Source organism: Streptomyces sp. SID5643, assembly GCF_009872555.1.
Classification (GTDB): domain Bacteria; phylum Actinomycetota; class Actinomycetes; order Streptomycetales; family Streptomycetaceae; genus Streptomyces; species Streptomyces iakyrus.
Genome location: NZ_WWIC01000248.1, coordinates 25,404 through 39,228 on the forward strand (window position 1 = coordinate 25,404; position 13,825 = coordinate 39,228).

Below are 13,825 nucleotides of genomic sequence, written 5' to 3' on the forward strand. Positions count from 1 at the left end.
ATGGGAACGGTAACACCGGAGCACGGTTCCATGACCGTGCATGCATACGGGCGCCCGGCGCCTGCTCACGGCCTTACGTCGACTCCCGCTTCACCAGCTCCGTCGGCAGGATCACCGCCGCCGGATCCTCGCCGCCGATCTGCGCGAGCAGCACCCGCACCATCTCGGTGCTGATGCGGTCCCAGGGCTGCCGGATCGTCGTCAGCTCGGGCCCGGCGGCCACCGCGGCCGGTGAATCGTCGAAACCGCCGACGGCCACGTCCTGCGGCACCCGCCGCCCGGCCCGGTGCAGGGCCGTGAGCACTCCCTGCGCCATGAGGTCGGAGGCGACGAACACCGCGTCGACGTCCGGCGCCCGCGCCAGCAGCCGCTCGGCGCCCGCCTCACCGCTCGCCCGGCTGTAGTCGCCGGAGACGACCAGCCGCTCGTCGAACTCCAGGCCCGCCTCGGCCAGCACCTCCTGGTAGCCGGCGAGGCGCTCGACACCGCCGGGGGTGTCCAGCGGACCGGTCACCGTGCCCACCCGGCGCCGCCCGAGCGACAGCAGGTGACGCACCATGTCGCGGGCGCCGTCACGGTCGTCGGCCGCCACGTAACTGACCTTGGACGCCAGCCCGATCGGCTTCCCGCACGCCACCAGCGGCACCCCCGCCTCGCGCAGCTGCTCGGCGACGGGATCACCGGAGTGGCTGGAGACCAGCAGCACCCCGTCGACGTGCCCCGCGGTGATGTAGCGCGTGATGCGCCGCCGTTCGTCCTCGGTGCCCGCCAGCATCAGCAGCAGCGGGATGTCGTGCGCGGCGAGCGCCTGGGTGCAGCCGCGCAGCAGGACGTTGAAGTTGGGGTCCTCGAAGAACCTCTCCTGCGGCTCCGTGAGCAGGAAACCGATGGAGTCGGACCGGCCGGTGATCAGGGAGCGGGCGTGCCGGTTGACCACGTAACCCGTCTTGCGGATGGCCGCGTTGACCGCCTCCTGGGCGGCCGGACTGACGTAGTGCCCGCCGTTGAGGACGCGTGAGACGGTGCCGCGCGAGACACCGGCCTCGCGCGCCACATCATGGATCGTGGGCGGTCTGCGCCTGCCTCCCGTAGCGTTCACGGTCACGACTTTACGGCTCCCGACAGCAGATCCAGGCTCCAGAACCGCTGGATGACCAGGAAGAGGGCGACCAGCGGGAGCACCGCGAGCAAGGCCCCCGTGATCACCAGGGTGTACAGCGCGGGGGTGTTGGCGCCCTGCTCCAGCAAGGTGAACAGGCCGAGCGTGATCGGGAACTTCTCGTCGTCGCTGAGCATGATGTACGGCAGCAGGAAGTTGTTCCAGATCGCCACGAACTGGAACAGGAACACCGTCACCATCCCGGGGATCATCATCGGCAGGGCGATGCGCGTGAAGATCCGCCACTCGTTCGCCCCGTCCATGCGCCCGGCCTCGATCACGTCGGCGGGCACCGCGGCGGCGGCGTAGATCCGCGCGAGGTAGACGCCGTACGGGAAGAGGATCTGCGGCAGCAGGACGGACAGGTACGAGTCGGTGAGGTCGGCCTTCGCCAGCAGCAGGTACTGGGGGACGGCCAGGATCACGGGCGGCATCAGCACCCCCGCGAGCAGTACGTTGAAGAGCGTCTCGCGACCGCGGAAACGGTAGACCGCGAGTGCGTAGCCGCTGATCGCCGACACGCACGTCGACAGCAGGGCCCCGAGACCGGCGTACAGCGCGGAGTTGGCCATCCACTGCCAGTAGACGCCGTCGCGGTAGGCGTTGAGGTCCCGGATGTTGCCGGCGAGGCCCGTGCCCGGCAGGAAGGTGAACGTGGAGAACAGCTCCCGCCCGGACTTGGTGGCGGCGATGACCACCCAGGCGACCGGGAGCAGGCAGTAAAGCGCACCCAGCAGCAGGGTGACGGTGGGGATCAGGGCGATCCGGCGGCGCAGCGGCGGGCGGCCTCGGACGGTGCCGGGCGTGCTGCCCGCCACCGGCTCGGTCTGGGGGACGGCGAGGGAGCTCATCGGGCGGCCTCCTGCTTCTGGCGACGGTTCGCGGCCCGCAGGAAGCCGAAGGAGAGGAGGAGTGTGGCGAAGGCGATGATCACGGCCTGCGCCGCGGCCCCGTGGATGTCACCCTCGCCGAAGGCGTCCCGGTGCACCTTCATCAGCGGGCTCCACGTCGTGGACACCGAGTTGGTGAGCGGCTTGAGGGTGGTCGGTTCGTTGAACACCTGGAGCGTCGCGATGATCGAGAAGAAGAAGGTCAGCACCAGGGAGGGCGACACCATCGGGATCTTGATCCGCAGCGCGATCTGGAGCGGGGTGGCGCCGTCCAGCTTCGCCGCCTCGTAGACCTCCGCCGGGATCGCCTGGAGTGAGGTGTAGATGACGATCATGTTGAAGCCGGTGCCGCCCCAGACCGCGATGTTCGACAGGGCCAGGAACAGCGGCCCGCCGTCCAGCAGGTCCGGCTGCGGCATCCCGAGCCTGTCGAGCACGAAGTAGAAGGGGCTGACGTCCGGCAGGTAGAGGAAGCCCCACAGCAGGGCCGCCACCACACCCGGGATGGCGTACGGCAGGAAGATCGCGAGCCGGGTGACGGGCGCGAGCCGCACCTTCTCCGAGTCGAGCATCAGCGCGAACAGCAGGGCCAGGCCGAGCATGACGGGTACGACGATGCATCCGTAGCCGAGCACGCGCAGGGTGCCGTGCAGCAGTTCGCTGTCGGAGAGGGCGTCGGTGTAGTTCTCCAGGCCTGCCCAGACTTCGCTGCGGGCGCCGGAGCCGAGGCCGAGGCCCGACACCTTCACCTTGCGGAAGCTGAGCCAGACCGCGTAGCCGATGGGCAGTGCGAAGAACAGCGCGAAGAGCAGTACCGCGGGGAGGAGGAAGAAGTAGGGGGCGCTTCGCGCTCGTTCGAGGGTGGTGGTGGGAGACGGGTGGGCGTACGGGGCCCCCTTGACCCCGTACGACCGCCGGCGTTCCGTGCTTTTCACTCCGCGACCTCGAAGCCCTGCTTCTTCATGTCGGCGACGGTGTCGGCCTGCATCTCGTCCAGCGCGGCGCCGAAGTCCGACTTGCTCTTCGCCGCGGCGCCGAAGGCGTCCTTGAACGTGGTGTAGGCGACGTTCACGTTCGGGCCCCAGGCGGAGGGCGCGGTGGTCTCCGCGATGTCGGCGGCCTTGGTGTAGAAGTCGGCCTGGTTGGCGAAGTAGGCCGGCGGCTTGAGGAAGGCGCCGCTGGTCTGGGCGTTGGTGGCGGCAGGGTAGATGCCGCTCTCCTTCGCCAGCGCGTTCAGGGCCTCGCGGTCGGTGTTGAGCCAGGTGGCGAACTTCGCGGCGGCGGCCCGGTGTTCGGAGTCGGTGGTGACGGCGGTGGAGGAGCCGCCCCAGCTGCCGGTGCTGTTGTCGCTCGCGGACCACTGCGGGAGCGGGGCCATGGCCCACTTGCCCTTGGTGTCGGGCGCGGCCGTGGTCAGGGTGCCCGGCGCCCACACGGCGCTGACCCAGGCGATCTGCTTGCCGGTGTTGAGCGCCTTGTTCCAGGCGGGCGTGTACATCGGCTGGTTGTCGATGACGCCCTCCTTCACCAGGCCGCCCCAGAACGTCGCGACCTTCTGGGTCGCCGCGTCGTTGATGGCGACCTTCCACTGGTCGCCGGACGTCGTCCACCACTTGGCGCCCGCCTGCTGGGCGAGGCCCGCGAAGAGGCCCGAGTCGTTGGCGGAGAAGGTGGTGAGGTCCTTCTCCGGAGCCGCCTTCTTCAGCTTGCGGGCGGTCTCGGCGAACGCGTCCCAGGTCGTCGGCACGGTCAGGCCGTACTCCTTGAACAGGTCCTCGCGGTAGTAGAACATCATCGGCCCGATGTCCTGCGGGACCGCGTAGACCGCGTCCGTGCCGAGGGTCGTCTGCTGCCAGACGCCGTCGGCGAACCTGCCCTCCGCCTCGCCGACGTCCTTCGAGATGTCGGCGAGCGCGTCGTTGCTGACCAGCGTGGGCAGCGCCTGGTACTCCGCCTGCACCAGGTCGGGCGCCTTGCCCGCCTTGTGCGCGGTGAGGATCTTGGTGACCAGAGTGTCACCGGACGCCTGCTTCTTCACCGTGACGGTGATGCGGTCCTTCTTGCCCGGTCCCTTGTTCCAGAGGTCCACGACCTTGTCCATGCCGGGCGTCCACGTCCAGTACGTCAGCGAGGCCGGGCCCGACTCGGTGTCGCCGTCTGCGGATTCCGAGCCGCAGGCGGCGAGGGTGGTGGCGCCGAGGGCTATGGCGACGGCGGTTCTCACGAGGCGGCGGCGCTTCGTGTACGGCATGGATCTCTCCCCTGACCTGGGGCCCTCGCCTGCTGCGAGGGCCTGCCACGCTTCTGTGAGCGTTCACAGTAGAGAAACATCCCGGACACTTGTCAATGGTTGTTGCTGTGCGGTTATGTTGGCCTCCGTGCTGCGCAGCTGTGTGTGCACGTTCCCAATTCTGTCGATCGACCGGGAGACCTTCCATGCCGGAGACCACCCCCAGGGGCCTCACCAGGCTCGCCTTCGGTGGGGACTACAACCCCGAGCAGTGGCCGGAAAACGTCTGGCAGGACGACGTCCGGCTGATGCGGGAGGCCGGCGTGACGATGGTGAGCGTCGGGATCTTCTCCTGGGCGCTGCTGGAGCCCTCACCCGGCCGCTACGACTTCGGCTGGCTGGACCGGCTCCTGGACCTGCTGCACGAGCACGGCATCCGCGTCGACCTCGGCACCCCCACCGTCGTCCCGCCCGTCTGGTTCTACCGGGCCCACCCCGAGGCACTGCCCGTCACGGCCGAGGGCGTGCGCTACGAGTTCGGCTCCCGCGCTGCCATCTGCCACAGCAACGCCGACTACCGCACCGCCGCCGCGGCCATCACCACGAAGCTCGCCGAACGCTACGGCGACCACCCGGCCCTGGCGATGTGGCACGTCCACAACGAGTACGGCGTCCCCGTCTCCGCCTGCTACTGCGACTCCTGTGCCGCCCACTTCCGCCGCTGGCTGGCGACCACCTACGGCACGGTCGACGCGGTCAACGAGGCCTGGGGAACGGCCTTCTGGGGCCAGCGCTACGCCGCCTTCGAGGACATCAACCCGCCCCGGCTCACCCCCGCGGCCGTCAACCCCGGCCAGGCGCTGGACTACAAGCGGTTCGCCGACGCCACCATGCTCGAGAACTTCCGCATGGAGCGGGACATCCTGCACCGCCTCTCACCCGGTGTCCCGGTCACCACCAACTTCATGACGGCCCTGAGCCAGTGCGACTCCGTCGACTACTGGGCCTGGGGCCGCGAGGTCGACCTCGTCACCAACGACCACTACCTGATCACCGACGGCCGCCGCACCCACGTCAACCTGGCGATGGCCGCCGACCTCACGCGGTCCGTCGCGGGCGGCGCCCCCTGGTTGCTGCTGGAGCACTCCACCTCGGGCGTCAACTGGCAGGCCCGCAACCCCGCCAAGGCCCCCGGCCAGATGGCCCGCAACTCACTGGCCCATGTGGCGCGCGGCTCCGAGGGCGCCCTGTTCTTCCAGTGGCGCCAGTCCCGGCGCGGCGCCGAGAAGTTCCACTCGGCGATGCTCCCGCACGGCGGCACCGACACCCGCGTGTGGCGCGAGGTCGTCGAACTCGGGGCGGACATCGAGGCGTTGAGCGAGATCCGCGGCACCCGCACCGAAGCCGACGTGGCCGTGCTCTGGGACTGGCACTCGTGGTGGGCGCAGACCCTCGACTGGCGCCCGAGCGTCGACCACGACGCCCGCGAGCGCGCCGACGCCTTCTACGAGGCCCTCTACGACCGCCACCTCACCGTCGACTTCGCCCACCCGGAAGCCGACTTGTCGAGGTATCCCCTTGTCGTCGTACCGGCCCTGTACCTGATGACGGAGGCGGCCGGGCGCAACCTGAAGGCCTACGTCGAGCAGGGCGGCACGCTGGTCGTCTCCTACTTCTCCGGCATCGTCGACCAGCACGACGCCGTGCACGAGGGCGCCTACCCGGGCCCGCTGCGGGACGTCCTCGGCCTCACCGTCGAGGAGTTCTCCCCGCTGCTGCCCGGTGACCGGGTGCGCGTCACCGGCCCCGACGGGACAGAGCTGTCCGCCGACGTGTGGACGGAGTTCGTCGTGCCGCGCGGCGCCGAGACCGTCTCGGCCTACGCCGACGGCCCGGCCGCCGGCCTGCCCGCCGTCACCCGGCACCGCCTCGGGGAGGGCACCGCCTGGTACGTCTCCACCCGGCTCGGCGCCGACGGCCTCGACGCGCTGCTCGGCCGGGCGGGCGAGGACGCCGGACTCGCCCCGCGCGCCGATCTGCCCCGGGACGTCGAAGTGGTCCGCCGCACCGGCGCCTCGGGCACCTACCTCTTCGCCGTCAACCACACCGGCTCCGACGCCAAGGTGCCGCTGGAGACCCCCGGCACCGAGCTGCTGACCGGTGACCGTGCCGCCGGCCGCCTCGCGGTCCCGGCCGGAGCCGTCCGGGTCGTCCGGCTCGACGGCTGAACCGACTCCCTCCGCCCGCGCGAGCCACGAGCCGCGGGCGGGGGGCCCCGCCCCTGGACTCACCTCCTGGTGAGGCCCCCCCATCTCCCACGTCGAAGGGACGACGGACGATGATGTTCCATCCCAGACGCACCCTCAGGGCCCTGCTGCTCCCGCTCGCCGCAGGACTGGCCCTCACCGCGCTGCCCGCCACCTCCGCCCACGCCGCGAGCACCCTGACCAACGGCGGCTTCGAAGCCGACGGAGCGGGTGCCGCGACACCGAGCGGCTGGTCCGAGTACGGCGACACCGGCGCCTCGTTCACGGAGCCCGGCGGCCACGGCGGCAGCCACCGCCTCAGCCACTGGTCCTCCTCGGCCTACAAGGTGGAGACCTACCAGTACCTGTCCGGACTCACCAACGGGAACTACAAGCTCACCGCCTGGGTGCGCTCCGGCGGCGGGCAGAAGTCCGCGTACCTCGCGCTGAAGAACTGCGGCGGCACCGAACAGCGCACCGACCTGCCGGTCTCCGCCAGTGGGTGGCTCCGGATCGTCGTGCCGGTCACGGTGACCGGCAACCAGTGCACGATCAGCGTCAACAGTGACGCCAACGCGGGCAACTGGATCAATGTCGACGACCTGACCTTCACGTCCGGCACGACCGGTACGTCGGTCAAGGGTGCCGACATCTCGTCGCTGGCCAAGAGCGAGGCCAGGGGCGGCGTCTACCGCAACGGCTCGGGCACCGCCGCCGACCCGCTGTCCGTCCTCAAGTCGTCCGGCATGAACTACGCCCGCCTCAAGGTCTGGGTGAACCCGGCCGACGGCTACAACAACAAGGCCCGCGTCCTGGCCACGGCCAAGCGCGTCAAGGCCCAGGGCATGAAGCTGCTGGTGGACTTCCACTACTCGGACTTCTGGGCCGACCCGGGACGCCAGGACAAGCCCGCCGCCTGGGCAGGCCACTCCTACGGTCAGCTGAAGACGGATGTGTACAACCACACGTACGACGTGCTGAACGCCCTGAAGGCGCAGGGCACCACCGCCGACATGGTCCAGGTCGGCAACGAGATCAACGGCGGCATGCTGTGGAACGAGGGATCCACCTCCAACTGGACGCAGCTGGCCGGTCTGCTCAACTCGGGCTACGACGCGGTCAAGGCGGTCAACCCGTCCACCACCGTGGCGCTGCACCTCGCCGAGGGCGGTGACCTGGAGGGCACCCGCTGGTGGTTCGACAGCGCGCGCTCCAACGGCGTCAGGTTCGACGCGATCGGCCTGTCGTTCTACGGCTACTGGCACGGCACCCTGGCCGACTTCCAGACCACCCTCGACGACGCGGCCGCCCGCTACGGCAAGCCGGTCTTCGTCGCCGAGACCGCCTACCCGTTCCGCCTCGACAGCGAGGACGCCCACGAGAACATCATCGACACCAGTGCCGAACTGGTCCCCGGCTACCCGGCGAGCGTGACCGGCCAGACCCGGTGGATGAACGACATGATGAGCATCGTGGAGGCCGTCCCGAACGGCCGTGGCCTGGGCATCTTCTACTGGGAGGCGACCTGGACCGCGGTGAACGGCAACGGCTGGGACCCGACCGACGCGGCCTCCGGCAACGCGTGGGAGAACCAGGCGCTGTTCGGCTACGACGACCGGGCGCTCTCGTCGATGTCCTGGTTCCGGCACCGCTGAGTGCGCGGGGGAGGGGCACGGCTTCCGTGCCCCTCCCCTCTCCTGCCACGTCCCCTCCGAACTCCACTTTGCAGTACGGCAGTTCGGTATCGGTCAACGCTGCCGAACCCCGGACGTGGCGGCATCGACTGCGAGACAGTGGGAAGACGCGGTGAGAGGGCGAAGCCGCGAGGCAGGGGCACGACATGCTGAGGACTCCCACGGACGAGACGCGGCTGCGCATCCTGGCCTGGCTGAAGGAACCCCGGGCCTCGGCGGACGGTGTCACAGCGGACGCCGTCGCCGAGCGGTTCTCGCTGCCACGCCCGGTCGCCGTCACCCATCTCCGGCTGCTGGAGGCCACCGGCATGGTGCGCACCAGCAGGTCCGCCGGCCGCGTGCGCTACCACCGCGACGACATGCGGATCGCGGAGGTCGCCCGGATGTTTGAGAAGGGCTGGTAGGCGACCGGGTACAGCGGTATCGCCCCCGACGGTGAAGGACACGCGCGCGATGAACCGCCCCACGGCACTCGTCCCACGCCACTACGTCGAGGTGGGCCCCGGCCCCGAGGACGTGGTCGCCGACCCGCGCGGCCGGGTCCTCACCGGCGTGGCGGACGGCCGCGTCCTGCGGCTCGACGCCCTCGCCGACCCGGTCGCGGCCCGCGCCGAGGTGATCGCCGAGACGGGTGGCAGGCCACTCGGGCTCGAACTCCTCCCGGACGGCGACCTGCTGGTGTGCGACGCCGAACGCGGACTGCTGCGCGTCGGCACCGACGACGGCACGGTCCGGATCCTCGCCGACTCGGTGGCGGGGGAGCCGCTGCGCTTCTGCAGCAACGCCGTCTCCCTCTCCGACGGCAGCGTCTACTTCACCGTGTCCAGCCGCCGGTACCCGCTGGAGCACTGGATCGGCGACATCGTCGAACACACCGGAACCGGACGGCTGCTGCGGCTCGCGCCCGGCGGTGACACACCCGAGGTGGTGCTGGACGGCCTCCAGTTCGCCAACGGGGTCGCCGCCGGCGGCGACGAGTCCTTCCTCGTCGTCGCCGAGACCGGCGCCCGAAGGCTCCTGCGCCACTGGCTCACCGGGCCGAAGTCCGGGCGGAGCGAGCCGTTCGCCGAGAACCTCCCGGGCATGCCCGACAACCTCTGGCGCGCCGCGCCCGGCGGACCGGTCTGGGTCGCGCTCGCCGGGCCCCGCGTCCCGGCCCTCGACCGGCTCCACCGCGGTGCGCCCGGCGTCCGTGCCGCCGCCGCGCGCCTGGCCGTGCGCGCGCCCTTCCGCCCCACGGGCACGGTCGGCGTCATGGCCTTCGACGACCAGGGCCGCGTCGTCCACCACCTGGCCTGCCGTCACTCCGGCTACCGCATGGCCACCAGCGTGTGCGAAGCGGCCGGGCACCTCGTCCTGGGCAGCGTCCGGGAACGGGGCGTGGCGGTCTGCGCGGCACCCGCCCCGAGATGACCCCGCTCCGCTGCCGGGGTTAACCTGAACGCGGCCGCGGGCATCCACCGCGGCGCGGCGGTGGGGCCCGCCGTACCCGAACCGCGGCAGTGACGCCGCCAACGGTCCCTACTTGCGACGGCACGTGCCCGCACGACCCGGGCCCCGGCGAGTAGGAGACGTACCACCATGACAGCCCCCGAAGAGCGCCTGCGCCTTCCGGTCCGGCGTCCGCCCTCCTGGCGGTCCCAGGCGCCCGTCGTCGCCGTCGTGTCGCTCGGTGGAGGAGTGGGCGCGACCGCCCGCTACGCGGCCTCCCTCTGGTGGACCACGCCCCCCAAGGGCTTCCCCTGGACGACCCTCTGGGTCAACATCGCCGGCTGTGCCGTGATCGGCGTGTTCATGGTGGTCATCACCGAGATCCGGCCCGCCCACGCGCTCGTCCGCCCCTTCTTCGGCACCGGCGTCCTGGGCGGCTTCACCACCTTCTCGACCTATGCCGTCGACATCCGCAGACTCATCGACGGCGGCCAGGCCGGCACCGGTCTGGCCTACCTCGCCGCGACCCCGCTCGCGGCGCTCACAGCGGTGTGGCTCGCGGCCGGGACGACCCGCCGCGTCCTGAAAGGGAGGCAGCCATGACGGGACTCACCGGCAGCGCCCTGCGCCTGACCGTCCTCATCGGCGAGAGCGACACCTGGCACCACAGGCCCCTGTACTCCGAGATCGTCCACCGGGCCCACGCGGCGGGCCTCGCGGGTGCCAGCGTCTTCCGCGGCATCGAGGGCTTCGGCGCGTCCTCCCTCATCCACACCTCGCGGCTGCTGTCCCTGAGCGAGGACCTGCCGATCGCGGTCGTGATCGTCGACACCGCGCCACGCGTCCGCGCGTTCCTCCCGCAACTCGACGACATCGTCACCGAGGGGCTCGTCACCCTGGAGGACTGCGAGGTGATCCGGTACGCCGGACGCGGGGACGATCCCGGCACAGCGGACACGAAGGGTAAGAGGTCGTTGTGAACTGGCTGCTGGTCGTCTGCGGTGCGATGATCGGTGCCCCGCTGCGCTACCTCACCGACCGGGCGGTCCAGGCCCGGCACGATTCCGTCTTCCCCTGGGGCACCTTCACGGTGAACGTGACCGGCTGCCTGGTCCTCGGCCTGCTCACCGGAGCCGCCACCCACCTCCAGCTGCTGCTCGGCACCGGCCTGTGCGGTGCCCTGACGACGTACTCGACGTTCTCCTACGAGACGCTGCGGCTGGCGGAGACCGGGGCACGTCTCCAGGCCGCCCTCAACGTCGCGGTCAGCATGACGGCCGGTCTGGCCGCGGCCTGCGCGGGGGCGGTTCTGGCGGGTGGGTGAGACGCGTCCGTGAGATCCGTTCTCGTCCGGGTGTAGTAGGACGGTCCCCTCCGCTCCAGCCCCCGAGCAGAACTGGATCCCATGAGCGTCATCAGCGTCGGTCAGGCCGTCGTCCTCGGAGCCGTCGAGGGGGTGACCGAGTTCCTGCCCGTCTCCTCGACCGGCCATCTGAAGATCGTCGAGGGGCTGATGGGCATCCCCGTCGGCGACACCGCCGTGGTCGGGTTCTCGGCCGTCATCCAGGTGGGCGCGATCGCCGCGGTGCTCGTGTACTTCTTCAAGGACATCGTGCGGATCGTCTCCGCCTGGGGGAGAGGCCTGCGCGATCGCGAGGAGCGGTACCACCACGACTACAGGTTCGCCTGGTGGGTCATCGGCGCGACGATCCCGATCGTCGCCGTCGGACTCGCCGCCAAACCGCTGATCGAAGGCCCGCTCGCCTCGCTGTGGGTGGTAGCCGCATCGCTGATCGTCGGCAGCGGCGTGATGTGGGCGGCGGACCAGATGGGCCGGCACAAGCGGGGCGAGGACGACACCTCGTTCAAGGACGCGATGCTGGTCGGCAGTTCCCAGATCCTCGCCCTGCTCTTCCCCGGCTTCTCGCGCTCCGGCGCCACCATGTCCACCGCGCTGATCCTCGACCTGGACCGGGTGGCCGCCACCCGGCTCTCCTTCTTCCTCGGCATCCCCGCGCTCACCGGTGCCGGCCTCTACGAGCTCAAGGACGCCCTGGGCACGGGGGTGGGCGCCGCCCCGCTCGCCGTGGGCACGGTCGTTTCGTTCGTCGTGGCGTACGCCTCCATCGCCTGGCTGCTGAAGTTCGTCGCCAAGCACTCGTTCAACGCGTTCGTGATCTACCGGATCGTGGTGGGAGTGCTGCTGTCCGGGCTGCTCGGGGCGGGTGTGCTGCACAGCTGAGTGTTCTGCCGGGAGGCGCCGTCGGCTGTCTGCGGCGCCGCCGTGGCTCGTCGCGCAGTTCCCCGCGCCCCTTCGGGGGGTGCTCCACCCTTGACAGCCAGAGCCGTCGCCCGGAGTATCACTCCCGTGAACCTGTCAGACAGCCGGACAGCCGGACAGCCTGTGCGACGCGTCAGTGCCATGGAAGCGGTGCTGGCGCACCTGCGCGGCGCCATCGAACGGGGCGAGTACGCCATCGGCGACAAGCTCCCCTCCGAGGCGGAGCTGTGCCGGGCCCTGGAGGTCTCCCGGCCGGTGCTGCGCGAGGCGCTGCGGGCGCTTCAGACCATGGGCCTGACCGTGTCCAGGACCGGCAAGGGCACCTTCGTCGTGGCCAGTACCGTCGAGGACCCCACCTTCGGCGACTACGCGGCCAGCGACCTGCTGGAGGTGCGCCGCCACGTCGAGATCCCGGTCGCCGGGTACGCGGCCCTGCGCCGCACCCCGGAGAACCTCGACCACCTGGCCCACCTGCTGGACCGGATGGAGCGGGAGACGGACACCACCGCGTGGGTCGCCATGGACACGCTGTTCCACCTCGCCGTCGCCGAGGCCGCCCAGAACCCGGTCTTCCGTCGGGTCATCGAGGAGATCCGGGACGCGCTGGCCCGCCAGTCCGCCTTCCTCAACGAGCTGGGCGGCCGCCGCGAGCAGTCCAACCGCGAGCACCGGGCGATCGTCGAGGCGCTGACCGACGGTTCCGAACACGACGCGGTGGAGGCCATGGCCCACCACCTCGACCGCGTCGAGACCACCCTCACCGACATCGTGCGCCCCTCGCGCACGGACACCCCCACGGAAACCCCCATGGAAGGCGGAACCGAGGCGTGAGCGAGCAGTCCCTGCACGACGAGGTGCAGAAACGTTCCATCCATGTCGACGCCGGAGACGCGGGCTACAGCAAGTCTCTGAAGTCCCGGCATGTCAACATGATCGCCATCGGCGGAGCCATCGGCACCGGCCTCTTCCTCGGCGCGGGCGGCCGCCTCGCCGACGCCGGCCCCTCCCTCTTCATCGCCTACGCGGTCTGCGGTCTCTTCGCCTTCCTCGTCGTGCGCGCCCTGGGCGAACTGGTGCTGTACCGGCCCTCCTCCGGTGCCTTCGTCTCCTACGCCCGTGAGTTCATGGGGGAGAAGGGCGCCTACACGGCCGGCTGGATGTACTTCCTCAACTGGGCGACCACCGGCATCGCCGACATCACCGCCGTCGCCACCTACACCCACTACTGGGGCATGTTCTCCGACATCCCGCAGTGGATCATCGCGCTGATCGCGCTGGCCGTGGTGCTCACCGTGAACCTGATCTCGGTGAAGATCTTCGGCGAGCTGGAGTTCTGGTTCGCGATCATCAAGGTCGGCGCGCTCGTCGTCTTCATGTGCATCGGCATCTTCCTGCTGGTCACCCAGCACCCCGTCGACGGCCACACCCCCGGCCCGTCCCTCATAGCCGACAGCGGCGGCATCTTCCCGCACGGCCTGCTGCCCATGCTGCTGATCATCCAGGGCGTCGTCTTCGCCTACGCCTCCGTCGAGCTGGTCGGCGTCGCGGCGGGAGAGACCGAGAACCCCGAGAAGATCATGCCGAAGGCGATCAACTCGATCATGTGGCGCGTCGGCCTCTTCTACGTCGGCTCGGTCGTACTGCTGTCGATGCTGCTGCCCTGGAACAAGTACACCGCCGGTGAGAGCCCCTTCGTGACGGTGCTGTCCAACATCGGCGTGCCCGCGGCCGGCGGCGTGATGAACCTCGTCGTCCTCACCGCCGCCATGTCCTCCCTCAACTCCGGCCTGTACTCCACCGGCCGCATCCTGCGCTCCATGGCCATGGCCGGATCCGCGCCGAAGTTCACCTCCGTGATGAGCCGCAGCCAGGTCCCCTACGGCGGCATCCTGCT

General features: G+C 70.4%; 14 protein-coding genes. 10 read left to right on the forward strand and 4 right to left on the reverse strand.

The annotated features are described in order from the left end of the window. Positions 1-73: 73 nt before the first annotated feature. Genes GTY56_RS27010 through GTY56_RS27025 form a run of 4 tightly spaced genes read right to left on the reverse strand, consistent with a single transcriptional unit; the run spans position 74 to position 4,300 of the window. Positions 74-1,105, reverse strand: a complete 1,032-nt coding sequence (locus GTY56_RS27010) for a substrate-binding domain-containing protein (RefSeq protein ID WP_161367912.1) — start codon at positions 1,103-1,105, stop codon at positions 74-76. Then, on the reverse strand, positions 1,102-2,010 hold the full coding sequence (locus GTY56_RS27015) for a carbohydrate ABC transporter permease (RefSeq protein WP_161367913.1): 909 nt from the start codon (positions 2,008-2,010) through the stop codon (positions 1,102-1,104). Before GTY56_RS27015 ends, GTY56_RS27010 begins: the two co-directional genes overlap by 4 nt. Next, positions 2,007-2,984: an ABC transporter permease subunit gene (locus GTY56_RS27020; RefSeq protein WP_161367914.1), complete on the reverse strand. Its 978-nt coding sequence runs from the start codon at positions 2,982-2,984 to the stop codon at positions 2,007-2,009. The genes GTY56_RS27015 and GTY56_RS27020 overlap by 4 nt, the downstream gene beginning before the upstream one ends. Continuing rightward, entirely contained in the window at positions 2,981-4,300 is a 1,320-nt protein-coding gene (locus GTY56_RS27025; protein ID WP_161367915.1) for an ABC transporter substrate-binding protein, read from the reverse strand. Before GTY56_RS27025 ends, GTY56_RS27020 begins: the two co-directional genes overlap by 4 nt. Before the next feature lie 185 nt (positions 4,301-4,485). Between GTY56_RS27025 and GTY56_RS27030 the strand changes: the two genes are divergently transcribed. The 10 genes from GTY56_RS27030 to GTY56_RS27075 all read left to right on the forward strand — a co-directional run. After that, a complete protein-coding gene (locus GTY56_RS27030) occupies positions 4,486-6,507 on the forward strand; it encodes a beta-galactosidase (protein WP_161367916.1) in 2,022 nt (673 codons plus the stop codon). Positions 6,508-6,620: 113 nt separating this feature from the next. Then, entirely contained in the window at positions 6,621-8,180 is a 1,560-nt protein-coding gene (locus GTY56_RS27035) for a glycoside hydrolase family 53 protein (protein WP_161367927.1), read from the forward strand. A gap of 185 nt (positions 8,181-8,365) precedes the next feature. After that, a complete protein-coding gene (locus tag GTY56_RS27040) occupies positions 8,366-8,623 on the forward strand; it encodes an ArsR/SmtB family transcription factor (protein ID WP_161367917.1) in 258 nt (85 codons plus the stop codon). Positions 8,624-8,672: 49 nt separating this feature from the next. After that, positions 8,673-9,632 carry an SMP-30/gluconolactonase/LRE family protein gene (locus GTY56_RS27045; protein ID WP_161367918.1) on the forward strand — a complete coding sequence of 320 codons (960 nt, stop codon included), beginning with the start codon at positions 8,673-8,675 and terminating at the stop codon, positions 9,630-9,632. 168 nt (positions 9,633-9,800) lie between these two features. Then, positions 9,801-10,253, forward strand: coding sequence for a fluoride efflux transporter CrcB (gene crcB / locus GTY56_RS27050; RefSeq protein WP_161367919.1), 453 nt, complete (start codon positions 9,801-9,803; stop codon positions 10,251-10,253). Next, entirely contained in the window at positions 10,250-10,630 is a 381-nt protein-coding gene (locus tag GTY56_RS27055; RefSeq protein WP_161367920.1) for a putative PII-like signaling protein, read from the forward strand. The genes crcB (GTY56_RS27050) and GTY56_RS27055 overlap by 4 nt, the downstream gene beginning before the upstream one ends. Next, positions 10,627-10,974, forward strand: coding sequence for a fluoride efflux transporter CrcB (gene crcB / locus GTY56_RS27060; protein ID WP_161367921.1), 348 nt, complete (start codon positions 10,627-10,629; stop codon positions 10,972-10,974). The genes GTY56_RS27055 and crcB (GTY56_RS27060) overlap by 4 nt, the downstream gene beginning before the upstream one ends. A gap of 81 nt (positions 10,975-11,055) precedes the next feature. Beyond that, positions 11,056-11,892 (forward strand): undecaprenyl-diphosphate phosphatase, encoded by an 837-nt coding sequence (locus GTY56_RS27065; RefSeq protein WP_161367922.1) that lies wholly within the window; start codon positions 11,056-11,058, stop codon positions 11,890-11,892. A 180-nt stretch (positions 11,893-12,072) separates the two neighbouring features. Continuing rightward, entirely contained in the window at positions 12,073-12,762 is a 690-nt protein-coding gene (locus GTY56_RS27070; protein ID WP_161367928.1) for a FadR/GntR family transcriptional regulator, read from the forward strand. Further along, a partial coding sequence (locus GTY56_RS27075; RefSeq protein WP_161367923.1) for an amino acid permease occupies positions 12,759-13,825 on the forward strand: 1,067 nt, incomplete at its 3' end. The genes GTY56_RS27070 and GTY56_RS27075, both read left to right, overlap by 4 nt.